General features: G+C 62.0%; 23 protein-coding genes. 12 read left to right on the top strand and 11 right to left on the bottom strand.

Annotation, left to right across the window (positions count from 1 at the left end; all coding sequences use genetic code 11):
- The first annotated feature begins 18 nt into the window (after nucleotides 1–18).
- From CO666_RS01985 to CO666_RS01970, 4 genes are all read left to right on the top strand, one after another.
- Nucleotides 19–486 (top strand): hypothetical protein, encoded by a 468-nt coding sequence (locus tag CO666_RS01985; protein WP_097610465.1) that lies wholly within the window; start codon nucleotides 19–21, stop codon nucleotides 484–486.
- A gap of 6 nt (nucleotides 487–492) precedes the next feature.
- Nucleotides 493–1,185, top strand: coding sequence for an ABC transporter ATP-binding protein (locus CO666_RS01980; RefSeq protein ID WP_097610464.1), 693 nt, complete (start codon nucleotides 493–495; stop codon nucleotides 1,183–1,185).
- A complete protein-coding gene (locus tag CO666_RS01975) occupies nucleotides 1,182–2,450 on the top strand; it encodes an FtsX-like permease family protein (RefSeq protein ID WP_097610463.1) in 1,269 nt (422 codons plus the stop codon). The genes CO666_RS01980 and CO666_RS01975 overlap by 4 nt, the downstream gene beginning before the upstream one ends.
- 188 nt (nucleotides 2,451–2,638) lie before the next feature.
- Nucleotides 2,639–4,525 (top strand): MFS transporter, encoded by a 1,887-nt coding sequence (locus CO666_RS01970; RefSeq protein ID WP_097610462.1) that lies wholly within the window; start codon nucleotides 2,639–2,641, stop codon nucleotides 4,523–4,525.
- A gap of 39 nt (nucleotides 4,526–4,564) precedes the next feature.
- On the opposite strand, the gene lpxE is transcribed toward CO666_RS01970, so the two are convergent.
- A complete protein-coding gene (lpxE, locus tag CO666_RS01965; protein ID WP_179869599.1) occupies nucleotides 4,565–5,317 on the bottom strand; it encodes a lipid A 1-phosphatase LpxE in 753 nt (250 codons plus the stop codon).
- 175 nt (nucleotides 5,318–5,492) lie between these two features.
- Nucleotides 5,493–6,605 (bottom strand): 3-isopropylmalate dehydrogenase, encoded by a 1,113-nt coding sequence (leuB, locus tag CO666_RS01960; protein WP_097610461.1) that lies wholly within the window; start codon nucleotides 6,603–6,605, stop codon nucleotides 5,493–5,495.
- 168 nt (nucleotides 6,606–6,773) lie between these two features.
- On the opposite strand from leuB, the gene CO666_RS01955 reads away from it, so the two are divergent.
- A complete protein-coding gene (locus tag CO666_RS01955; RefSeq protein ID WP_097610460.1) occupies nucleotides 6,774–7,706 on the top strand; it encodes a pyridoxal-phosphate dependent enzyme in 933 nt (310 codons plus the stop codon).
- A gap of 59 nt (nucleotides 7,707–7,765) precedes the next feature.
- Here the strand turns inward: CO666_RS01955 and leuD are convergent, their stop codons facing one another.
- From leuD to CO666_RS01940, 3 genes are all read right to left on the bottom strand, one after another.
- Nucleotides 7,766–8,374 (bottom strand): 3-isopropylmalate dehydratase small subunit, encoded by a 609-nt coding sequence (gene leuD / locus CO666_RS01950; protein WP_097610459.1) that lies wholly within the window; start codon nucleotides 8,372–8,374, stop codon nucleotides 7,766–7,768.
- Nucleotides 8,375–8,508: 134 nt separating this feature from the next.
- Entirely contained in the window at nucleotides 8,509–8,928 is a 420-nt protein-coding gene (locus CO666_RS01945; protein WP_097610458.1) for a VOC family protein, read from the bottom strand.
- A gap of 111 nt (nucleotides 8,929–9,039) precedes the next feature.
- Nucleotides 9,040–9,273, bottom strand: a complete 234-nt coding sequence (locus CO666_RS01940; protein WP_097610457.1) for a hypothetical protein — start codon at nucleotides 9,271–9,273, stop codon at nucleotides 9,040–9,042.
- Nucleotides 9,274–9,411: 138 nt separating this feature from the next.
- Here CO666_RS01940 and CO666_RS01935 point away from each other — a divergent pair, with 138 nt between their 5' ends.
- Entirely contained in the window at nucleotides 9,412–10,317 is a 906-nt protein-coding gene (locus CO666_RS01935) for an HpcH/HpaI aldolase/citrate lyase family protein (RefSeq protein ID WP_097610456.1), read from the top strand.
- Nucleotides 10,317–10,523 (top strand): DUF1737 domain-containing protein, encoded by a 207-nt coding sequence (locus CO666_RS01930; protein ID WP_097610455.1) that lies wholly within the window; start codon nucleotides 10,317–10,319, stop codon nucleotides 10,521–10,523. The genes CO666_RS01935 and CO666_RS01930 overlap by 1 nt, the downstream gene beginning before the upstream one ends.
- Before the next feature lie 24 nt (nucleotides 10,524–10,547).
- Here the strand turns inward: CO666_RS01930 and CO666_RS01925 are convergent, their stop codons facing one another.
- The gene (locus CO666_RS01925; RefSeq protein WP_008528622.1) at nucleotides 10,548–10,985 is read right to left on the bottom strand and encodes a metallopeptidase family protein; all 438 of its coding nucleotides are present in this window, start codon (nucleotides 10,983–10,985) and stop codon (nucleotides 10,548–10,550) included.
- Between the two features lie 161 nt (nucleotides 10,986–11,146).
- Here CO666_RS01925 and CO666_RS34435 point away from each other — a divergent pair, with 161 nt between their 5' ends.
- From CO666_RS34435 to bfr, 5 genes are all read left to right on the top strand, one after another.
- Nucleotides 11,147–12,091, top strand: a complete 945-nt coding sequence (locus tag CO666_RS34435) for an ImuA family protein (RefSeq protein ID WP_245436727.1) — start codon at nucleotides 11,147–11,149, stop codon at nucleotides 12,089–12,091.
- Nucleotides 12,003–13,547, top strand: a complete 1,545-nt coding sequence (locus CO666_RS01920) for a Y-family DNA polymerase (protein ID WP_280951767.1) — start codon at nucleotides 12,003–12,005, stop codon at nucleotides 13,545–13,547. Before CO666_RS34435 ends, CO666_RS01920 begins: the two co-directional genes overlap by 89 nt.
- Nucleotides 13,544–17,005, top strand: coding sequence for an error-prone DNA polymerase (locus tag CO666_RS01915; protein ID WP_097610453.1), 3,462 nt, complete (start codon nucleotides 13,544–13,546; stop codon nucleotides 17,003–17,005). Before CO666_RS01920 ends, CO666_RS01915 begins: the two co-directional genes overlap by 4 nt.
- 122 nt (nucleotides 17,006–17,127) lie before the next feature.
- A complete protein-coding gene (locus CO666_RS34430; protein ID WP_097610568.1) occupies nucleotides 17,128–17,526 on the top strand; it encodes a (2Fe-2S)-binding protein in 399 nt (132 codons plus the stop codon).
- Nucleotides 17,492–17,977 carry a bacterioferritin gene (gene bfr / locus CO666_RS01905; protein ID WP_085738762.1) on the top strand — a complete coding sequence of 162 codons (486 nt, stop codon included), beginning with the start codon at nucleotides 17,492–17,494 and terminating at the stop codon, nucleotides 17,975–17,977. The genes CO666_RS34430 and bfr overlap by 35 nt, the downstream gene beginning before the upstream one ends.
- A gap of 90 nt (nucleotides 17,978–18,067) precedes the next feature.
- On the opposite strand, the gene CO666_RS01900 is transcribed toward bfr, so the two are convergent.
- The 5 genes from CO666_RS01900 to rlmH all read right to left on the bottom strand — a co-directional run bounded on the left by CO666_RS01900 (nucleotide 18,068) and on the right by rlmH (nucleotide 23,256).
- Nucleotides 18,068–18,601 carry an RNA pyrophosphohydrolase gene (locus CO666_RS01900; RefSeq protein ID WP_097610452.1) on the bottom strand — a complete coding sequence of 178 codons (534 nt, stop codon included), beginning with the start codon at nucleotides 18,599–18,601 and terminating at the stop codon, nucleotides 18,068–18,070.
- Nucleotides 18,602–18,638: 37 nt separating this feature from the next.
- Nucleotides 18,639–19,832, bottom strand: a complete 1,194-nt coding sequence (locus CO666_RS01895; protein ID WP_097610451.1) for a divergent polysaccharide deacetylase family protein — start codon at nucleotides 19,830–19,832, stop codon at nucleotides 18,639–18,641.
- A gap of 77 nt (nucleotides 19,833–19,909) precedes the next feature.
- The gene (locus CO666_RS01890) at nucleotides 19,910–21,232 is read right to left on the bottom strand and encodes a S41 family peptidase (RefSeq protein WP_097610450.1); all 1,323 of its coding nucleotides are present in this window, start codon (nucleotides 21,230–21,232) and stop codon (nucleotides 19,910–19,912) included.
- Complete coding sequence (locus CO666_RS01885) at nucleotides 21,222–22,625, bottom strand: murein hydrolase activator EnvC family protein (RefSeq protein ID WP_097610449.1); 1,404 nt, start codon at nucleotides 22,623–22,625, stop codon at nucleotides 21,222–21,224. The genes CO666_RS01890 and CO666_RS01885 overlap by 11 nt, the downstream gene beginning before the upstream one ends.
- 148 nt (nucleotides 22,626–22,773) lie before the next feature.
- Nucleotides 22,774–23,256, bottom strand: coding sequence for a 23S rRNA (pseudouridine(1915)-N(3))-methyltransferase RlmH (gene rlmH / locus CO666_RS01880; protein ID WP_097610448.1), 483 nt, complete (start codon nucleotides 23,254–23,256; stop codon nucleotides 22,774–22,776).
- Between the last annotated feature and the right edge of the window lie 50 nt (nucleotides 23,257–23,306).

Raw genomic sequence — 23,306 nt, 5'->3', positions numbered from 1 at the left:
TCATTCTTGGAGATCGCCATGGAAAAGTTCCCTTCGCTGCATCTCAGCCGCCGCGACCTGATCGGCGTCATCGGTACGCTGGCCTTTACCGCTATGGCTCGCCCGAGTTTTGCTGCGGATTCCTCCATCAGCTTCGATGAGCTCTATGGCAAGTTCGGCGTGCTCGGCCTCGAATTCTCCGACAAGGTGAAGCGCCTTGCCGGCAAAGACGTCAGCATGAAGGGCTTCATGGCGCCGCCGTTGAAAGCCGAGGCGCAGTTCTTCGTGCTGACCGAACTACCGATGTCGCTCTGCCCCTTCTGCTCCTCGGATGCGGATTGGCCGGACAATATCGTCGTCGTCTATCTCTCGGAGAAACAGACCTTCGTGCAGCCGCGCCAGACGATTGCAGTGCGCGGCATGCTGGAATACGGGTCCTGGACGGACCCGGACACCGGCTTCGTCAGCCTGTTGCGCCTGCGCCAGGCCGAATATTCCGCCGTCTGAACCGATATGCTCGCTCTTGATATCGAAGACCTCTCCGTCACCTTCCCGGGCCTGCCCTCGCCGGCACTGGCAATCGGTCGCCTGTCGATCAAGGCCGGCAGCAGGGTCGCCATCACGGGAGCGTCCGGCTCCGGCAAGAGCACCTTCGTCAACATCATTGCCGGGCTGGCGCGAACACGCCAGGGCCGCATCCGCTGGAACGGCGAGGATATCGCCGGTTTTTCCGAAAGCCGGCGCGATCGGTTCCGCGCCGCCAATATCGGCCTTGTTATGCAGGAGTTCCATCTCTTCCCCGGCCTGTCGGCGCTGGAAAACGTGCTTCTGCCGGCGCGGCTTGCCAGGGTCGCCACGGCTGATATCATCGATCGGGCGCATGCGCTTTTAAGCACCGTCGGTCTTTCCCGTCCGGGCCAGAAGATCGAAACCATGTCGCGCGGCGAGATGCAGCGGGTGGCGATCGGCCGGGCGCTGCTGCGCAAGCCCGGCGTCATCATCGCCGACGAACCGACGGCGAGCCTCGATGCCGACAGCGGCGAGGCTGTCGGCGATCTTATCCTCGATCTTGCCATTGCCGAAGGCAGCACGCTGATCGTCGTTTCACACGATCAGCGCCTGGCCAGCCGGCTCGACCGGCGCATCACTTTCGGCTCGGGCCGGATCAGCGACGATTCCGCGGCAAAGGCGGGAGAGGCTGCATGATCCGCTTCATCCTTTCCGATCTTCGCCGCCTCTGGGCGGGGTCGCTGGTGGTGGTGCTGCTGGTGGCGCTTGCGACGGCACTCGGTGTCTCCGTCGTGCTGCAGGAGCGGGCGCTTCGTCTCGGCAGCGCCCGCGCCGCCGACAAGTTCGATCTCGTCATCGGCGCCGGCGGCAGCGAAACCCAGCTCGTTTTATCCTCGGTCTTCCTGCAGCCCTCGCCTTTGCCGCTGATGCCGGGCGAGGTTCTGGCCAGGCTTGCCGCCGATCCGCGTGTCGACTGGGCGGCACCGATCGGCTTCGGCGATTCCTTCTCCGGATATCCGATCGTCGGCACGACAGCGACCCTGGCAGCCAGGCTGTCGGGCGGCCTTGCCGAGGGGAAGGTTTTCGCACGCGAGGGAGAGGCGGTGATCGGCTCGGCCGTCAAGCTTTCGCTCGGCGGCGAGATCAAGCCGATGCATGGTTTACCGGAGGAAGGTGGCGAGACCCATACCGAACTGGTCTATCATGTCGGCGGCCGCCTGCGGCCGACGGGAACGGCCTGGGACCGGGCCATTCTCGTGCCGATTCAGGCCGTCTGGCATATCCATGGCCTGGGTGCGGAAGAGCATCAAGGCGCCGAGGAGGCGGGACACGATCATGAGCAGGAAGGCGCCGATGACGACGCGCATGCGCATCACCGCGAAATCGACGCGGATGCCCTGCTCGATGAGAAATGGGCTGCGGATGCGCCCGGCCTTCCCGCCATCCTCGTCAAGCCGAAGACGATTGCCGATGCCTACAAGCTGCGACAGGACTATCGCAGCGGCAATACCGTCGCCGTCTTCCCCGGCGAGGTGCTGACCAATCTTTACGCCACGCTCGGCGACGCCAAGCAGATCCTGGTCGCGGTCGCTTCCGGCGCACAGGCTCTCGTCGCAGCCTCGCTGGTGCTGGTCACGGTCATCCATATCGGTCAGCGCCGCCGCCAGATCGGCGCATTGAGGGCGTTCGGCGCCCCACGTAGTGCGATCTTCGGCATTGTCTGGTTGGAATTCTTCGCGCTCGTGGCAGTCGGTATCGCGCTCGGATTCGGGCTTGGATTTGCCGCGGCGCTGAGCTTGTCCGGCATGTTCTCGCAGACGAGCGGCATCGCCATGCCCGTCGGCTTCGCCCGCGAAGATGGTGGGCTTGCGGGGGTGCTGCTCGCCTTTGCCGCATTGCTCGCCGCGCTGCCGGCGGTGCTCGCCTACCGGCAATCGCCGGCGCAGGCGCTGAGGGCGTGAGCCGAGCCTGCAGGCGACTTCGCTGCCGGCCAAAGCGGGCTGCCATTAGACTAAAGTCATAATCCCAAAGCCTCTCTCTTTGCGGGCCATGTTTTCTGGCACACTCTCGTCAGGCGTGTCGCGGCCGGGGATTTGCTTTGAGGAGAGTAGGTCGCGCGCGTTGCTCATCACTCTGTGGAGGACAGACAATGGCAAATGTCGCAAGCATCGACGGCGCGAAGGCCGGTCCGATGACGGGCGAAGAGAAGAAGGTGATCTTCGCCTCTTCGCTCGGTACCGTTTTCGAATGGTACGATTTCTATCTTTACGGTTCGCTCGCCACCTATATCGGCGCGACCTATTTCACCCAATATCCCGAGGCGACGCGCAACATCTTCACGCTGCTCGCCTTTGCCGCCGGCTTCCTGGTGCGCCCCTTCGGCGCTTTGGTGTTCGGCCGTCTCGGCGATCTTGTCGGCCGCAAATACACCTTCCTGATCACGATCCTGATTATGGGTTTCTCGACCTTCCTGGTCGGTATCCTGCCGGGTGCGGCCACCATCGGCATCGCAGCGCCGATTATCCTGATCGGTCTTCGTCTGCTCCAGGGCCTGGCGCTCGGCGGCGAATATGGCGGGGCGGCAACCTATGTCGCCGAACACGCGCCGAACGGGCGCCGCGGCTATTTCACCTCATGGATCCAGACGACGGCGACGCTCGGCCTGTTCCTGTCGCTGATCGTCATCATCGTGGTTCAGTCCCTCATGGGTCCGGTTCAATTCGCCGCCTGGGGCTGGCGCATTCCGTTCCTGGTCTCGGTCGTCCTGCTCGGGATTTCCGTCTGGATCCGTCTGAAGATGAACGAATCGCCGGCGTTCCAGCGCATGAAGGCGGAGGGCAAGGGCTCCAAGGCGCCGCTGACCGAAGCCTTCGGCCAATGGAAGAACGCCAAGATCGCGCTCATCGCCCTTCTCGGCGCCACCATGGGCCAGGCGGTCGTCTGGTACGGCGGCCAGTTCTATGCGCTGTTCTTCCTGCAGAACGTGCTGAAGGTCGATCTGTTCTCGGCCAATGTTATGGTCGCTATTGCGCTCTTCCTCGGCACGCCATTCTTCGTCATCTTCGGTGGTCTCTCCGACAAGATCGGTCGCAAGCCGATCATCATGGCCGGCCTTCTCATCGCGGCGGTGACCTATAATCCGCTGTTCAAGGCGATGACCTGGACGGCGAATCCGGCGCTCGCCGAAGCACAGGCCTCGATCCGCGCGACGGTCACGGCCGATCCGGCGGATTGCAAGTTCCAGTTCAACCCGACGGGCACGGCGAAGTTCACCAGTTCCTGCGACGTGGCGACGGCGTTCCTGACGAAGAACTCGGTGCCGTACGACGTCGTGGCCGGTCCCGCCGGACAGCCGGCATCGGTGAAGGTCGGTAACGCGACGGTGGCGAGCTTCGACGCCGCTGCCGCCGGCGACAAGGCGAAGGGCATGACCGCCGCCTTCGAAAAGGGCGTCAACATCGCTCTCCATGATGCCGGCTATCCGCTGAAGCGCGGCGCCGCCAAGGTGCCGGATGCCAAACTCGATGCCTTCATCGCCGCCAATCCGGAACTGGCGCTCAATGCCGAGGCCGTGCGCGCCGGCGAGAAGGAAACCGTGCCGGCCGCCAAGCTGGTCGAAGGCAAACTGCTGACGGCGGATGAGGCCAATGGCGTCACCGACATGGCGGTTTACAACATCGCCAATGGCGGCAACTTCGCCATGGTGGCCGATCCCGCCCGCGTCAACTGGGTCGGCACGATCGCGGTCCTGTTCGTCCTCGTCCTCTATGTGACGATGGTCTACGGCCCGATCGCCGCACTTCTGGTCGAGCTCTTCCCGACCCGAATCCGCTATACCGGCATGTCGTTGCCCTATCACATCGGCAACGGCTGGTTCGGCGGTCTGCTGCCGGCAACGGCCTTCGCGATGAGCGCCGCCGCCGGCGATATCTATTACGGTCTCTGGTATCCGATCGTCTTTGCGGCGATCACGCTGGTGATCGGCCTGATCTTCCTGCCGGAAACGAAGAACAGGGATATCCACGCAATGGATTGATTGATTGGCGCATCAGCGCCTGAGAAAAAGGCCCGGCGCTCACAAGGCGCCGGGTTTTTTCGTGTCGGGGAATAGACGCTTGGCGATCGGCCAGCCATCCGGCGCCAGTGTGAAGAGCAGGCCGCAGCGGGCAAAAATGATCGCCGTCAGCAGCGAGAACCAGCCGCCGAAGGCAAGGCCGGCGATGACGTCGCTCGGATAATGGGCGCCGACCATGACACGCGTCATGCCGAGCCAGATGGCGCAGGCGAGGAAGACAATCCGGTAGCGCGGAAACAGCAGAGCAAAGGCGGCGAAGAAGGCGCCGACCGTGGTGGAATGGCCGGACGGAAAACTTTCGAAAGCGGCATGGCCTGAAAAGGGCGTGAAGGAAAACATGCCGTAGTCGTGAAAATGATCGGGACGTGCCCTGCCGATCGCCCGCTTCAGCAGATTGGCGAGAAGCCCGGAGAAGACCACTGTGGCAAAGAGATAGGCGCCGATCCAGCTGACATAGAGCGCCTGTGCCTTGGAGCGCGCCGTCTTCACGAGTTTGTAGCCCGCCCGGCCCTGAAAGAACAGCAGGATGCTGGTGTAGATCAGCCAGGCGGAATCGCCGAAACCGGTCATCATCTCGCCGAGGTGTTTCACCAGCGACGGAGGTTCACTGGCGCCGATCGGCGCATCGAAGAGCAGCATGGAAAGGATGACGGCATTGAGCGTGATGAAAAGACAGGCCTGCCAACGCAAAGGCGGCATGGCAGCGCCGTTCCGGCGCCAGCGCTTGTCCAGGGAAGCCCAAAATGCCCGCATTCCGTCGTCCGTTCGAATTTGCCGGGTTGAAATTCGGCGCAAAAATACACGAGATTGTGGCTAGGAATAGTCCGTTTCGGATAATTCGACCGACCCCGTTCAGGCTTCTCGGTTTTCACGAAAAAGCCCTCCGCATGGGTGATGCGAAGGGCTGAACTGTTTCACGTGAAATATATCAGGCGGAAAGCGCCTTGAACTCGGCGAGGATCGCATCGCCCATCTCGACGGTGCCGACCTGCCTTGCGCCATCGGCCATGATGTCGCCGGTACGGATACCCTTGTCGAGCACATTGGCGATCGCCTTTTCCAGGTCGTCGGCTTCCTTCACCAGGTTGAAGGAGTAACGCAGGCACATGGCGAAGGAGGCGATCATGGCGATCGGATTGGCGATGCCCTTGCCGGCAATGTCGGGGGCCGAGCCATGCACCGGCTCGTAGAGCGCCTTGCGCTTGCCGGTCTTGCCGTCGGGCGCGCCGAGCGAGGCCGAGGGCAGCATGCCGAGCGAACCGGTCAGCATGGCGGCGACGTCGGAAAGCATATCGCCGAAGAGATTGTCGGTGACAATGACGTCGAACTGCTTGGGCTGGCGCACCAGCTGCATGCCGCCGGCGTCAGCCAGCATATGCTCGAGCTGGACGTCGGAATATTTCGCCTTGTGCGTCTCGGTGACCACCTGGTTCCAGAGCACGCCCGACTTCATGACGTTGCGCTTTTCCATCGAGCAGACGCGGTTCTGCCGGGTGCGGGCCATTTCGAAGGCGACGCCGGCGATGCGCTCGATCTCGTAGGTATCGTAGACCTGCGTGTCGATGCCGCGCTTCTGGCCGTTGCCGAGGTCGATGATTTCCTTCGGCTCGCCGAAATAAACGCCGCCCGTCAGTTCACGGATGATCAGGATATCGAGGCCTTCGACCAGTTCCGGCTTCAGCGACGAGGCCGCGGCAAGGGCGGGATAGCAGATGGCGGGGCGGAGGTTCGCGAAGAGCTGCAGATCCTTGCGCAGGCGAAGCAGGCCGGCTTCCGGGCGCACGTCGTAAGGCACGCTATCCCATTTCGGGCCGCCGACGGCGCCGAAGAGAACGGCATCGGCAGCAAGCGCCTTCTGCATGTCGGCTTCCGAGATCGCCGCGCCATGGGCATCATAGGCGGAGCCGCCGACAAGGCCTTCGTCGGTGACGAAACCGGCATTCATCGCCTCGTTCATATAGGCGATGATCTTGCGGACCTCGCCCATGGCCTCGGGACCGATGCCGTCACCCGGCAGCAGGAAAAGATTGCGCGCTGTCATGAAACCCTCCTGGGAAAAACAAGTTGCGGTTTCTTAGACCCCGGAAATGGGCATTTCAAGCGAGAGAAGCGGTGAATCGGTACGCTTCATTCCCGGTCGCGATGGTTGCTCCCATACCCGCAAAGGGAATAGAACAACGGGCGTAGCTTCATTTTCCGGATCTTTCTCATGTCCTCAGCGCCTCTCCATCTCGACACCCCCTTGGTTCGGACATCCCCTGGCTACAGCGCCAGCGGCAAACCGCTCTGGCTGAAGCTCGATGCGCTGCAGCCTTCCGGCAGCTTCAAACTGCGCGGCGTCGGCCGGCTTTGCCAGCACGAAGTGGAAAATGGCGCGCGCGAGATCTTCTGCGCTTCCGGCGGCAATGCCGGCATTGCCGCCGCCTATGCAGGCCGGGCGCTCGGCGTTCCGGTTACGATCGTCGTGCCGGAGACGACGGCGGCCGACGTTCGGCAGACGATCGCCGCAACGGGCGCGAAAGTCCTGGTCCATGGATCGGTTTTCGATGAAGCCAATGCCCATGCGGTCGAACTCGCAAGGAGCCGCAAGGCGACCTATGTGCACCCCTTCGATCATCCGCTGCTGTGGGACGGCCATGCGACGCTGATCGATGAGGTGGTGGCGAAGGATGCGGCATTCGATTGCGTCGTCACCAGCGTCGGCGGCGGCGGGCTGCTTGCCGGTATCGTCCAGGGGCTGAAACGAAACGGGCTTGCCGATGTGCCCGTCATCGCCGTCGAAACCGAAGGGGCGGCCTCGCTGAATGCCAGCCTTCGGGCGAACGAGCGCGTCACCCTTCCCGCCATCACCTCGATTGCCACGTCGCTCGGCGCGCGGCAGGTAGCACAGCATGTCTTCGACCTGCCGAAACAGCATCCGATCGAAAGCCTTGTCGTCAGCGACGCCGATGCGGTGGCTGCCTGCCTGAAATTTGCCGATGCGCAACGCATCCTGGTCGAGCCGGCCTGCGGGGCGGCCCTTGCCGTTGCCGATGTGCATGCCGGGCTGCTTCAGCGCTTTAACAATCCGCTGATCGAAGTCTGCGGTGGCATCGGCGTGTCGATCGAAAAGCTTAAGGCTTGGAAAGAGAAGTTTCTCTGACGAGATCAAAGAAAAAGCCGGGCGAAGCCCGGCTTTCTCGATAAACAATGCGGGAGGCCTCAGGCCGCCCAAGGGTGCGAAGCGGCGTTCTTCTTTTCGAAGCTGTCGATCGCCTTGCCCTTTTCCAGCGTCAGGCCGATGTCGTCGAGGCCGTTCAGCAGGCAGTGGCGCTTGAACTCGTCGAGATCGAATTTGATCGAGCCGCCATCGGGACCGGTGATTTCGAGGTTTTCGAGGTCGACGGTCAGGATGGCGTTGGAGCCGCGCGAGGCGTCGTCCATCAGCTTGTCGAGATCGTCCTGGCCGACCTTGATCGGCAGGATGCCGTTCTTGAAGCAGTTGTTGTAGAAAATATCGGCGAAGCTGGTGGAAATCACGCAGCGGATGCCGAAATCGAGCAGCGCCCAGGGCGCGTGTTCGCGCGAGGAGCCGCAGCCGAAATTGTCGCCGGCAACCAGGATCTTGGCATCGCGGTAGGCCGGCTTGTTCAGCACGAAATCCGGATTTTCGGAGCCGTCTTCATTGTAGCGGGCTTCGGCGAAAAGGCCGGTGCCGAGACCGGTGCGCTTGATGGTCTTCAGATAATCCTTCGGAATGATCATGTCGGTGTCGATGTTGACGACCGGCAGGGGCGCAGCAACGCCCGTGAGCTTCACGAATTTATCCATGACCCATGCTCCATTTCAGCAAATCTACTTCCTGAATGTGCATCTAGTCCAGTTTTCCGCCGAAATGAAGGAGAATCTTTGAAAAATGACGGCCACGCGACGTTTCGCGCGGCCTGGCCTCTGCATATGTACCGTTATTTCGTCGGTGCGTTCAGGCCCCAGAGCACGCCGAACGGGTCGCGAAGCTGGCCGTAGCGGTCGCCCCAGAACATCAGTTCGACGGGCATGACGACTTCGGCGCCGGCAGCGACGGCGCGGTCCCACCAGAAATCGATATCGTCGATGACAAGCTGGATGGCGAAGCCTTCATGGCCTTTGAAGGGATGGCCGTATTCGGGATAGGCATCCGACAGCATGAGGGAGCTGCCGTTGATGTAGAGATGCACATGCATCGTGCGGCCGCTCTCGTCGACCGGCACGATATAGGCTTCTTCGGCGCCGAAGGCTTTCTTGTAGAATTCCGCGGCTTTCACCGCGCCGCCGACCGTCAGATAGGGCAGCAGGCCATTCTTGACCGGCGGCATCTTGGTCTGATTGCTCTCCGTCGCATTCATGCTCATCCTCCATGGGGTTTGAACTGCCAGGCTGAATGCCTGGCTGCCTCAAGGACGTAGCATGGGAGCATGAGCCGACAATGTCGGTTGGAATATTCGCCGAAAAAGTGATCAGAGATCGATGATCGTGCCGCGGCCATCGTTCCAGATGCGCATTTCCGGCTTACCATTATTTGCCTTGGCGCGCACCGGAACAGGCTTCATCTTCATCGAAAGGGCCCGGCCGACCATGAGCACGGTCAGGATGCCGCCGACGGCGAGCGTCACCGAAAAGGTGAAAAGCAGCATGGCCACGAAAACCGTGGCACCGGCAAGCATGAGGAAGATGGAGCGAATGTTCTGCATGGGTTTGAGACCTTTCTTCAGAAAGGAATGTGGTCCTTCTTTTTCCTCTCTGCAAGACAAGCATGGCTTTTTGTTGTTCTGCGGGTCTTTCGGGGTTGCGTCTTGCTTCGGCTTTGAAAGCTTGGCACTAATTCGGCCATGAGCCGAAACCCTGCGACCCGCTCCACCCGCCTGCGCCGTTCGGTGCTGAGCGTTCCCGCCATCAATCCGCGGGCACTGGAAAAGACCCATGCGGTCGATTGCGATGCGGTGATCTTCGATCTCGAGGATTCAGTGGCGCCGGAAAAGAAGGTGGAAGCGCGGGAAAACCTGAGGCGCTTCTTTTCGGATCGGCCGCTCGAAAACAAGGAGCGGATTATCCGCATCAACGGCCTGTCGACCGATTTCGGCTCGGCGGATATGGAGCTGGTGACGGCGCTTGGTCCCGATGCCGTGCTGCTGCCGAAGGTCGACGAGCCGCAGGATGTCACTGATATCAGCGACCTTCTCGCCGAGGCCTATGCACCGGACGATCTGCGCATCTGGGCGATGATCGAGACGCCGCGCGGCATTCTGAATGCGGCAGCGATCACTGAGGCCGGGCGCACGCCGGGCTCGCGGCTCGATTGCCTCGTCGTCGGGCTCAACGATCTGCGCAAGGAAACGGGTGTGCCGGCGCAGCCGGGGCGGGGCTATCTGGTGCCGTGGCTGATGCAGGTCGTGCTGGCGGTCAGCGCTTACGGGCTCGATGCGATCGACAGCGTCTTCAACGATTTCAGGGACGAGCAGGGTTTCGATGCCGAATGCCGGCAGGGCCGGGCCATGGGTTTTGCCGGCAAGATGCTGATCCACCCGGCGCAGATCGAGCCCGCCAATCGGTATTTCGGGCCGAGCGCGGAGGAGATTGCGGAAGCCGAAGCGATCATCACTGCTTTTGCCGATCCCGCTTCCGCTGGGCTGAATGTCATCAATTCAGGTGGGCGGATGGTCGAGCGGCTGCATCTTGTCCAGGCCGAAGCTCTGGTTCATAAAGCTCGCCTGATTTCTGCAAGAAAGCCCGCCTGATGAAACTCTACCGCTTCCTGACCGGTCCCGACGACGCTTCCTTCTGCCACAAGGTCACCGCCGCCCTCAACAAGGGCTGGTCGCTGGAAGGCTCGCCGACCTACGCCTTCAATGCCGTAACCGGTGCGATGCAGTGCGGCCAGGCGGTGGTCAAGACTGTCGAAGGCAAGGATTACGATCCGGAGATGAAGCTCTCCGAGCAATAGCGCGTTCTGCCGAACGCATGGGTTTCAGCGCTCGGCGGCTTCCTCGGCGCTGGCCTCGATCCGCTCCATGTCATCGTCGCTCAGCCCGAAATGATGGCCGATCTCGTGGATCAGGACATGGGTGATGATATCGCCGAGCGTCTCGTCGTTCTCTGCCCAGTAATCGAGAATGGGGCGCCGGTAGAGGCGGATGCGATTGGGCATCTCACCGGTTTCCACCGTGAAACGCTCGGAAATGCCCCTGCCCTCGAAAAGGCCGAGCAGATCGAACGGGGTTTCCAGCGCCATGTCCTCGAAAACGTCGTCATCGGGAAAGTCTTCGATCTCGATCGTGAGGTTGGTCGTCAGCTGGCGGAATTCATCCGGCAGATGGCTATAGGCCTCCATGGCCAGCGACTCGAAGGTGCTGATCGTCGGCGCATGGCGGTCCCGCCAATCATCGCTCTGGTCTATGCGGGCCATGAATATTCCTTCCTTTGCGGGCCCATATAGAACCTTTATCGCCGATTTTCGAGTGCGGAATCAAAGGCAGGAATAAATTCATAAAAAATGGCCGTTGACTCTTCATTAGCTCTCTGGAATCTATAAGAACATAACAGGAACAATACGGATTGGAGAACGCCATGGCGCAGCACGCCCTGGCGCGCGAGCGGCTTTTTGCGCTCCGCGAAACCATCGCCAGACTGGAGGGAAAGCCCGCGCCGGCGCTTGCGGCAGCAGAGCGGGAAGCCCTGGCGGAAGGTGGCAAGACGCCGCAGAGACCCATTCTGCCGCCGCTGATGTTTGGGGTGGAAGGTCTTGACGAGGCGCTGGAAGGCGGGTTGCCGCTCGATGCGATCACCGAATTCCGCTCCGCTCTGTCTCGTGACGCAGGGGCGGCAAGCGGGCTGGCGATGGCCGTCGCCGCGCGGCTGCAGAAACAGGAAGCGGATGCCGGCAGGTTTCTGCCGTTGCTCTGGATTGGCGATGCGATCGGCACGCTGGAGGCAGGTCGTCCTTATGTTCCCGGGTTTCGGGATTTCGGACTGAGCCCGGAGCGGTTTCTCCATGCGACGCCACGCAAGCTGGACGAGGCGCTCTGGCTGGCGGAGGCGGCGGTCGAAAGCGCTGCTTTCTCGGCCGTCATCTTCGAAGTGCGCGGCAATCCCGCCCATTTCGGCCTGACCGAAAGCCGCAGGCTCAGTCTTCGGGCGCATGCTGCCCGCCGTCCGCTCTTTCTTGTCCGCCAGGCCGGGGCGGAGGAGGCAAGCAGTGCGGCTTTCCGCCTGCATGTCGAACCGGCTCCATCCGGTCTGCGGCCGCTGCCGGATGGATCGAAGCTTTCCGGCAGCATCGGCAATCCGATTTTCCGTCTGACGCTGGAGAAGAGCCGCAATCCGGCCCCGCTCTCCTTTCTTCTGGAGTGGAACCCCCATGAACGCCAATTTCTCCCGGTCGCAGAACCAAACCTCGTTCGTCCTCCAGGCGAACAGTCAGCGCATCCTGGCGCTCAGCTTCCCGCATCTGCCAACGGACCGCATCGCCCGCCGGCGATGGGGGCTCTCCTGGCGTTCGAAAGGGCGTCCTGAGACCCCGCCGATCGTCTGTTCCGGCAAGCTCAACAATGCCATGCGACTGACGGCCCTGGACGAGCTGGCCGAGGGGCTGGGGCTGAAGAAGGAGCAGGGCGTTGCCGAAGCGCGTGCGATGTACCCGGCGCTCGAGGTGGCGGAAGAGGATCCGACCGCGGACCGCCGGCTGCTGGAGGCAATTGCCGACTGGTGCGACCGTTATACGCCGCTGGTGGCGTTCGACGGTAAGGACGGTCTGTTTCTCGACATTAGCGGTTGCGCCCATCTCTTCGGCGGTGAAAAGGCGCTTCTCAAGGATGTGCTGTCACGGCTTTTCCATATGGGCTTCGATGCGCGCGGGGCGATCTCATCGTCGCCAGGCCTTTCCTGGGCCGTGTCGCGCTTCGGGCAAGGCGGCGTGATCGAGGACGAGGAGACGGAGCATGTGCTGATGCCCCTGCCGGTTGCAGCCTTGCGGCTGCAAGGACAAACCGTCGATGCGCTGAAGAAGCTCGGTTTGAAATATGTCGGCGACGTCATCGGCGCGCCGCGAGCGCCACTGACCCGCCGGTTCGGCCCGGGGCTGCTTCTGCGTCTCGACCAGGCGCTGGGACGTGAAGAGGAGCCGGTCTCGCCCCGGCGCCCGGTTGCCAGTCTCTCGGCCGAAAGCCGCCTGATCGAGCCGATCGGGACGGAAGAACAGATCCTTGCCGTCACAAGGCAGATCGCCCTGTCGCTGCAGCCGTCGCTGGAGGCGCGCGGCGCCGGCGGGCGAATGTTCGAACTGGTGCTGTTTCGCGTCGACGGCAGGGTCTTTCGGATCTGCGTCGGCGCTTCGCAGCCGCTTCGCGAACCAAAATTCATCGCCGGGCTTTTTTCCGAGCGATTGCAGACGGTCTATGACGATCTCGATGCCGGCTATGGTTTCGAAATCCTGCGGCTGAATGTGTTGCGGCACGATCCCTTCAACGAAGCGCAGGCTGATTTCGAGGGCGACCGTCAGGGGGAGATTTCGCTTTCTGCCTTCGTCGATCGGGTCTCGGCCCGGCTGGGTGCCGATTGCCTGCAAAGCTTCCAGCTCCGCGAGAGCCATGTGCCGGAACGCGCCGTCATCACGGTGCCTGTGATGGAGTGTCCTCCCGGGCGGAAGGCGACTGGGGATATCCGACTGCCTTTCCGCCAAGAGCGCCCGCTGCGGCTCTTTGCAACGCCGGAGCCGGTCGAGATCATGCTTGCCGAGGTGCCCGATGGTCCGCCGCAGGTTTTCCGCTGGCGGCGCATGCAGCATCAGGTGGCAAGAAGCGAAGGCCCGGAACGGATTGCCATGGAATGGTGGATCGATGGGGATGACGCCGAGGCGCGGGACTATTTCCGCATCGAGGACGAGACCGGGCATCGCTTCTGGATCTATCGTCGCGGTTTTTACGGCGGGGACTTCGACCCTCGCTGGTTCATGCACGGGGTCTTTGCATGAAGAGCGAAGCCGCATTCTTCGAGATCGGCGTGAGAACGAATTTTTCGTTTCTCGAAGGCGCTTCCAGCCCGGAAGAGATGGTTGTGCAGGCCGCTCATCTCAGGCTCGGCGGTCTCGGCATTGCGGACCGGAATTCGGTTGCCGGCGTGGTCAGGGCGCATGCGCATGCGCTGCAGCTCGAGGAGAGATACAGGAACAGAGATGCAATCATGGCTCAGGCGGAGAGGGAGGGGAAAAAGGAAGCGATCGTCGATCCCATCCGGATTCAGCCGGGCGCCCGGCTGGTTTTTTCCGATGATACGCCCGATATCCTCGCCTACCCCCGCAACCGGCGGGGCTGGGCAAATCTTTGCCGCCTCCTCAGCGCCGGCAATCTGAAAGAGGAAGCGGTCAAGGGAAACTGCATTCTGACGGAAGCGGACTTCCTGGAATGGGGCGACGAGATGATGCTTGCCCTCGTTCCCGATCGCACTCTTGTCGAAAGCCAGGCAGGGCAGTCGGCACTGGAGGCTTATCTGGAGCGGTTTCGCAGACGGTTCGGCAAGGCTTTTTATATGGCGCTGGCGCCAGCCTATGACGGCCGCGACAGGCAGGTCTTTGCGGTGCTTGCCATGCTTGCGGCACGAAATCGCCTGCCGCTGATTGCGACCAACCAGCCGCTTTACCATCATCCTGAACGCCGGCCGCTTTCGGATGTCGTGATCGCGATCCGGGAGCATGTGGAGATAGCGCAAGCCGGATTCCTGCTGGCGCCGAATGCCGAACGCTATCTCAAGGGTCCACGTGAAATGGCCCGGATCTTCCGGGACTATCCGGCTGCGATCGAAAATGCCCGGGCTTTCTTCGGCAAGCTGAGCTTTTCGCTGACGGAGCTGGAGCATAATTATCCGCCTGAAAACGATCCCGGCGAAACGCCGCAGCAGACCTTGGAAAGGCTGACGAGAACCGGAGCCGCAAAGCGCTATCCCGAGGGTATCCCGGCCAAGGTGGCAGAGCAGATCGATTATGAGCTGAAACTCATCGGCGAGAAGAAGTATGCCTCCTACTTCCTGACGGTTCACAGGATCATCCGGCACGCCCGTTATGAGCTCAAGGTTCTGTGCCAGGGGCGCGGATCGGCAGCCAATTCGGTTATCTGCTATTGCCTCGAAATCACCGAAGTCGATCCGCAAAAGAGCACGCTGCTCTTCGACCGCTTCATTTCGATGGATCGCGACGAACCGCCTGACATTGATGTCGATTTCGAACATGACCGGCGTGAAGAGGTCATCCAGTTCATCTATAAAACCTACACAAGGGAACATGCCGGGCTGACGGCGGGTGTGACCACCTACCGGACCCGGTCGGCCGGCCGTGAGGTCGCCAAGGCCTTCGGGCTGTCGGAGGACGTCCAGTCGGCGATCAGCAGCCTCGTCTGGGGCTGGTCGGAGGACAATCTCTCGGAACGGGATGCCAAGGCGGCGGGCCTCGACATCAAGGATCCGGTGACACGCAATGTGCTGAAATATGCCTCCGAGCTTCTCGGCTTCCCCCGCCACCTCACCCAGCATGTCGGCGGCTTCGTCATCACGCGGGACCGGCTCGACGAGGTGGTGCCGATCATGAAGACGGCAATGCCGGATCGCTACATGATCGAATGGGACAAGGACGATCTCGACAACGTCAAGATCCTCAAGGTGGATGTGCTGGCGCTCGGCATGCTGACCTGCCTGCGGAAGGCCTTTTCGCTGCTTGAACTGCATTACGAGGTGAAGAAGACGCTCGCAGACCTCGGCAACAGGGAGCATGGCGACGAAGGCAAACCGGTTTACGCGATGATGGGCCGGGCCGATACGCTCGGCGTCTTCCAGATCGAGAGCCGGGCGCAGATGAGCATGCTGCCGCGTCTCAAGCCGACGGTGTTCTACGACCTCGTCATCGAGGTGGCGATCGTCCGGCCGGGGCCGATCCAGGGCGATATGGTGCATCCCTATCTGAAGCGCCGGGAGCAGCGGGCGAGGAACATTCCGATCGAATATCCGAGCAAGGAGCTGGAAGCGGTTCTGGAAAGAACCCTCGGCGTGCCGCTGTTCCAGGAACAGGCGATGCAGATCGCCATCACAGCCGCAGGCTTCAAACCGGCGGAAGCCGACAAGCTTCGCAGAGCGATGGCGACATTCAAGAGAACCGGTACGATCGGCAATTTCGAGAAGCGGTTCATCGAGGGAATGGCCTCGAAGGGTTATGCCGAGGAATTCGCGCGGCAGTGTTTCAACCAGATCAAAGGCTTCGGCGAATATGGCTTCCCGGAAAGCCATGCCGCCTCCTTTGCGCTGCTCGTCTATGCCTCCTCATGGCTCAAGGCCTATTATCCCGACGTCTTCTGCGCGGCGATGCTGAATTCCCAGCCGATGGGGTTTTATGCGCCGGCGCAGCTGGTGCGGGATGCACGCGAACACGGGGTCAAGATCCTGCCGGTCGACATCAACGAATCCGACTGGGATTGCGGTCTGGAAGCGGCGGATTTCGATCCGAATGCCGTCGATTTCCGCCACCGTGAGATGCGCGGGATTATCAAGGCCCGGCATGCGGTGCGGCTCGGCTTTCGCCAGATCAAGGGTGTCTCGGACAAAGAGATGGAGCTGCTCGTCAAAAATCGGGGCAAAGGCTACGGTTCCGTTCGGGATCTCTGGCTGCGGTCCGGTCTGCAGAAATCCGTCATCGAGCGACTGGCGGATGCGGATGCGTTCCAATCCCTTGGATTGTCACGACGCGATGCGCTCTGGGCGGTGCGGGCGCTGGATGTGAAGAGCGCGGCCGAGGAGCTGCCGCTTTTCGAGCAGGCCCGTCACGTCGATCTCCAGGCCGAACCTGCAACCAAGCTGCCGGAAATGCTGCCGGGAGAGCAGGTCATCGAGGACTATCGTTATCTCTCGCTGTCACTGAAGGCGCATCCCGTCTCATTCCTGCGGGAGGAGCTGCAAAGGATGGGCATCACCCGCAATGTCGATCTGTTGAAGGTCGCGAACGGAAAGAGGGTGACGATTGCCGGCCTCGTACTGGTGCGCCAGCGGCCGGGCTCGGCCAAGGGTGTGATCTTCATGACGCTGGAGGACGAGACCGGCGTTGCCAATGCGATCGTCTGGAACAAGATATTCGACACATACCGCTCGGTTGTGATGGGCGCCCGGCTGGTGAAAATCCGCGGCCGGCTGCAAAGCCAGAGCGGGGTGATCCATACTGTCGTCGAACATATCGAGGACATGACGCCGGCGCTCGGGATCCTGCAGCGCGAGGCCCGGCGTTTCGGGGTCTGCGAGCGGGCGGACGAGGTGCTGAGGCCGGGTGGCGATCAACGGCAGAAAAAGCTTGCGAATGCGCAGGAGAGGGCGGAGCTGGAAAAACGGATGGCTGCCGCAGGCCGTACGGGCGCGGCGGAAACCGCCGAAGTGATGCCGCGCGGGCGCAATTTTCATTAAACCGCATCGCACTGATCGGGATCATGCGGCATGGCTTCACCTGCCTCATGGCGTCATCACCCTGGAACCATTGGATAATCTCGGACGACATGCATCGGGCTCGCATCCGGACACCGCGTTCCATGATCCGGGGCTCGAATTTTTTCTTGACAGCCACCATCTTCTTTAGCAGAAAACACGATAGTCAGTGTCATGTTTGGAATGAAGACGTGCTTGTCTGCAGCTGCAATTATATAACCGACAAGGAAATCCGGGAGGTTATCACCAACCTTCTCGATGAAGACTGTTGGCAGCTTATCGTGCCGGCGAAGGTCTACCACGCCATGGAAAAACGCGGCCGCTGCTGCGGTTGTTTCCCCAACGTCGTCGACATCATCATCCAGACGACCGAGGAATATCATGCCCGTCGCCACTCGACGGAGACTGAAATATTTGATTTCATGTCCCGCTTGAAACAATTCCATGAGGAAAACAGGAGAGCGGACATTGAAAGGCGACAAAAAGGTCATCGAGCGGCTTAACGAGGCGTTGTTCCTCGAGCTCGGGGCGGTCAATCAATATTGGGTTCATTATCGGCTTCTTGAGGACTGGGGCTACACCAAGCTCGCCAAGAAGGAGCGCGCCGAATCGATCGAAGAGATGCACCATGCCGACCGGCTTGTTGCACGCATCATTTTCCTTGAAGGCCATCCCAATCTGCAGACCCTTGCGCCTCTGCGCATCGGCCAGAACGTCAAGGAAGTGCTGGAAGCCGATCTTGCCGGCGAATACGACGCCCGCGCCGCCTACAAGAAGTCGCGCGATATCTGTTACGAAGCCGGCGATTACGTTTCCATGAAGCTCTTCGAAGAGCTGCTGATGGATGAGGAAGGCCATATCGACTTCCTCGAAACGCAGCTCGAGCTGCTTGGGAAAATCGGCGAGAGCAAATACGGCCAGCTCAACGCCGATTCCGCCGACGAAGCCGAATAATCCTTCGAATGAGAAACCGGCCGCCCCGGCGGCCGGCATTGCGCAGCTGATCTTATCAGGCGCGAACCGGGTCCGGTCATCCCGGATCGATCAGTCTTCCGATTGCAGTGCCGCCAGATGCTCGAATTCGGCCACGACCTGGTCGTAGACGGCGCGCTTGAAGGGGACGATCAGCCCCGGCAGTTCCCGCATCGGCTTCCATTCCCAGGCATCGAATTCCGGCTCATGGCCGCCGGGCGGCGGATTGATGGCGATCTCGCCGTCGCTGCCCTCGAAGCGGAAGGCGAACCAGCGCTGCGTCTGGCCGCGGAATTTTCCCTTCAGCCCGATGCCGAGCAGAGCCGGCGGCAGATCATAGTTGATCCAGTCCCTGGCTTCGGCCAGCAGGGTCACCGTCTTGATGCCGGTCTCCTCGTAGAGTTCGCGGTAGGCGGCATCCAGCGGATCCTCGCCCTTGTCGATGCCTCCCTGCGGCATCTGCCAGAGCTGCGGCGAGCCGTCATATTCCGAATTGCCGTCAGGAATGCGCCGACCGGCCCAGACGAGGCCATCGCGGTTCAGGATCATCACGCCGACGCAGGGGCGGTAGGGCAGATCCTCGGCTTTTACGGTCGCCTGGCTCATCGTCTTCTCCGTTCAGCAATCCTTTCCGGGATTGCTCTCAAGGGTTCCGCGGGTCGTTGGAAAGGGCGGCGACGCCGACGATCTCGATGCCGCGCATCGCTGCCTCCTCGCTCCACTTGGCGATGGCATCGACACTTTCATCGAAAGCCGAGGCGACGCCGATCGCCTGGCCGTTCTTGCGGGCGATACGCTCGAGTTCGTCGAGCTTTTTCAGGACGGCGTTGATATCGAGCTGGCCGTCGAGCTGCAGGTCGGCGAAAGCATAGGGCAGCTCGGTTCCCTTGGCGACATCAGCCGTCTTCGACTGCGCCGACGTGCCGTCGTCGAGAAACAGCAGGCCGCGCTTGCCGATATCGCGCATGACAGGCTCCATGGCGTTGGAGTCCGAGAGGAAACGGCCGCCGAGATAATTCATGACGCCGGTATAATTGGTGATCTCGCCCATTGCCTTGTGCAGGTTCTCGATATTGCGGGCGGGCGATTTCGTCGTCAGCAGCGTTTCCGGGCCGGGATCATTCGCCGGGTAATCAAATGGCTCGAGCGGCACCTGCAACAGAATCTCGTGGCCGCCGCGGCGGGCCTCCTGCATCCAGCGCTGCAGGCTGTTGCCGCTGGCGGCAAAGGCGAAGGTGATTTCTTCGGGCAATTCCGCGATGGCGCGCTGTGTTCCGGTCTGGCTGAGCCCGAGGCCGCTGACGACGATGGCGATCCGCACGCCGCGCGCGCCGGACGAGGGGCGGGCATATTGATCCATCGGGCGGCGGCCATCGGGGCCGACGATCGGTAGCCTGCCGAAAGGGGTTTCTTCGAGCAGCGCTTCATTCGGCTGCGCCGCCATGCGCGGATCCTGGCCGATCTGCATGGCGTCGACCAGCACCGGTCCGCTGCCATCGCGCGGGCGGGGACTGTATTTGGTGACGACCGAGCCGTCGCCGGTGACCATCTGCTCGACATTGGCGCCCGAGCGCGGTTCGGCGCGGGGCATGCCGTCGGCTGCCTGGTCGGCAGCTGTCGTCGGCGGCTGAGTTGGATTGGCTGGTGTTGCGGCTTGTTCCGCCGCCGGCGGTTTGCTGCGTTCCAGCCCATCGCCGCGAAACGCCGTATAGAGCGAAAAGCCGCCTATCGCGAAAAGACAAAGACTGGCGGCGATGCGGCCGAGGCGCAGAACACCCGGGCGCCGATTGCCGGCTTTGCGGTTGCGGCCCAAAGGCGCATGCAGGTCCGTTCCCAATTTTTCGCCCGCTCCAAAACCGGGAAACAGCAGAAAGGGTCAAGGCCGGGCGACATGCCCGGCCTTGAGGGGATGAATTACTTGGCGACGACGGCCTTATCCGGGTTCGGCGGAAAGGCCGGATCGGTCTTCTTGCCGCGCAGCAGATCGAGTGCGTAGTTCAGCTGAACGTCGTCCTTCGGGTCCGGCGGCACATAGGCGACGGAGCCCGAACCTTCGTCAGTCTCGCTCTGGCCCTTGATATGGCCGCGCAGGCTGGATTCGCCCTCGGTCACCATCTTGCCCTGCAGTTCCTGCGGCAGCGGCTCCTCGACCTTGATGTCGGGGGTGATGCCGGTGCCCTGGATCGAGCGGCCGGACGGCGTGTAGTAGAGCGCCGTGGTCAGGCGCAGTGCGCCGTTTTCGCCGAGCGGGATGATCGTCTGGACGGAACCCTTGCCGAAGGAGCGGGTGCCGAGAACGGTGGCGCGGCGCAGATCCTGAAGAGCGCCGGCGACGATTTCCGATGCGGAAGCCGAACCGCCGTTGATCAGGACGATCACCGGCTTGCCATCCGTCAGGTCGCCCGGGCCGGCATTGAAGCGGCGGGTTTCATCGGGATTACGGCCGCGGGTCGAAACCACTTCGCCGCGCTCCAGCAGCGCATCGGAAACGTTGATCGCCTGGTCGAGCAGACCGCCCGGATTGAGGCGCAGGTCAAGGACATAACCCTTCAGCTTGTCGGCCGGAACGGTGTCCTTGATCTTCTTGATCGCCTTTTCCATGTCGGGATAGGTCTTCTCGGTGAAGGAGATGATGCGGAGATAACCGACATCGTCCTCGACACGCGACTTGACGGCCTGAACGGCGACGACGTCACGGACGATCGTCAGCTCGATCGGCTTGTCGGCGCCCTTGCGGATCAGCGTCAGCTTGATCGGCGTGTTGACGGCGCCGCGCATCTTCTCGACGGCGTCTTCCAGCTTCAGGCCGCGCACCGACTGGCCGTCGATCTCGGAAATATAGTCGCCGGCGAGAACGCCGGCCTTGGCGGCGGGCGTATCGTCGATCGGGGTGATGACCTTGACGAGTTCGTCTTCCATCGTGACTTCGATGCCGAGACCGCCGAACTCACCCTTGGTCTGGGTGCGCATGTCCTCGGCGTCCTTCGCATTCATGTAGCTCGAATGCGGATCGAGCGAGGACAGCATGCCGTTGATGGCGTTTTCGATCAGCTTGTCTTCGGCCGGCGGCGTCACGTATTGCGCACGCACGCGCTCGAAGACGTCGCCGAAAACCGAAAGCTCCTTATAGGTCGAGGATCCGGCCGCTTCTGCCGGCACACCGGCCGAATAAATGACGCTCATGGCGGTCGCACCCATCAATGCGCCGACCAGAACAAGAGAAGCCCTACGAATCATTGCGTGCCTTTCCAGTGTCTTTGGCGGTCCACCATGGTCGGGAATCGACCGGTTTACCGTCTTTTCGAAATTCAATGTAAAGCGTTGGCCGGTCCGTTTCCAGCGCCAATGCAGTTGCGCTTGCCACTCTTTTTGCGCCCATCACGGCGAGCGGCTCGCCGGAGAAAACGAATTTTCCCTGGCGGGTATTGATCGTCTCCATTCCCGAGAGCACCAGGTGGTACCCATCGCCGGTGTCGAGGATGATCATCTGGCCGTAACTGCGGAAAGCGCCGGCGAAAACCACCAGGCCATCGGCAGGCGCCGTCACCACCGTTTCCGGATTGGTGGCGACCGTCATGCCCATGGCTTCGTGCCCGGTGCCGTCGGCATCGCCGAACTGGCGCAGGATATCGCCCGCAACGGGCACCTCCAATTTCGCCTTCAATTCTCCGAAGGGATATGCGGGGGCAATGCGGTTTTTATCGGGCACGCCGCTGTCGGCCAGGGCCTTGGCCTGGGCGCGCTGCTCGTCCGTCATCAGCTTGCGGTTTTCCTCCGCCTGGCGGGCGGCGGCGGCGGCATCGCGCACCGAAGCGATCTCGGATTCCATCGAGGCGACAAGGCCCTCAAGGCTGGTCGCCTTGCCGGCCAGTTCCTCGGAGCGCTTTTTCTCGACCGCGAGTTCGGCGGCATTGCTGCGGCTGAGCTTGTCGTTTTCGGCAAGCAGCAGATCCATGCGCCGCTCTTCCTCGATACTATTGGTCATTGTTGCCGTCAGGCCGGCCTTCTCGGCAGCGCTTGCGGTCTGCAATGCGGCGAGGTTTGCCAGGTCGGCGGCAAGCTTGTCGGTCTCCTTGCGGATGCCGGGCACGACGGCGCCGAGCAGAATGGCGCTGCGCACCGAAGCGAGCGCGTCGTCGGGGGTGACCAGCAAAGCCGGCGGCGGGTTGCGGCCCATGCGCTGGAGGGCTGCCAGCACCTCGGCCAGAAGGCCGCGGCGCTCGTGCAGCGAGCGGCGGATGCCATCCTGCTTGACGCCGAGATCGGCAAGCTTCTTTTCGCTTTCGAGGATCTGCCTGTCGAGCGTCTTGCGGCGGGCCGCCGACTCGATCAGCGCCTGGCGGATGCTTTGCGTGCTCTTGTCCAGATCGGCGATGCTCTGCTGAAGCGCGCTGACCTTGTCGGTGGAGAGGCTGATGGTTTTCGACAGGGTTTCGAGTTCGGCGCGGGTCTGGTCGCGTTTGGCGGCCAGTTCGGCGGCCGGATCGGGAGGCGCCGGCGCGGCTGGCGGCTGTGGTGGTACGGATTGCGCCGCCTCAGGTGCGGCATCCTGCGCCCGAACGGTGAAGGGATTTGCCGACACGGCAATCACCGCCACACCGACACCGGCGGCGATCGCCGGCAGGATCATGCGGTGTCGCCTGGTTGCTGTTGTCGTCATGCGTGTTCGGGCACTTTCTCAAATCGCGCGGAGCCTAAGCTGATTTGGCATGCTTTGCCAGAAAGTTCGAAGCAGAATGAACCGGCGGCTCAACACGGCTGCGTGACAATGCGACGCATCAGACGCGGTGATAGGGGTGGCCGGACAGGATGGTGACGGCGCGATAAAGCTGTTCGGCGATCAGCGTGCGGACGATCTGGTGCGGCCAGGTCATCTTGCCCAGGCACAGCGTCGCGTCGGCCCGGTCGTAGAGGGACGGATCGAGGCCGTCGGCGCCGCCGATGGCGATGGTCAGCTCGCGTTTGCCCTGGTCGCGATAGGAGCCGAGCAGGTTTGCGAAGGCTTCGCTGTCGAGCGCCTTGCCGCGTTCGTCGAGGAGAATGAGGATGCTGCCATCGGCAAGCGATTTCAACAGCAGCGCCGCTTCCTCGCGCTTGCGGGTTTCCGCATTGGAGGCACGGCTTTCGGCAACTTCGGCGATACGGGTAAATTCAAGGCCGACGGCAGGGCCGGCCTTGGCGAAACGGTCGAAATAGCGGGCCGCAAGATCCTTTTCGGGGCCGGACTTCAGCCGTCCCACCGCAAAAAGACCAACTCGCATTCTTCCGCTCCCCGCTGATGCGGCACATCGGGCGCATAAGGCGCCACCGG

The sequence above is a fragment of the Rhizobium chutanense genome (assembly GCF_002531935.1).
GTDB classification, from domain to species: domain Bacteria; phylum Pseudomonadota; class Alphaproteobacteria; order Rhizobiales; family Rhizobiaceae; genus Rhizobium; species Rhizobium chutanense.
This window is presented reverse-complemented; position numbering and strand designations above follow the sequence as displayed.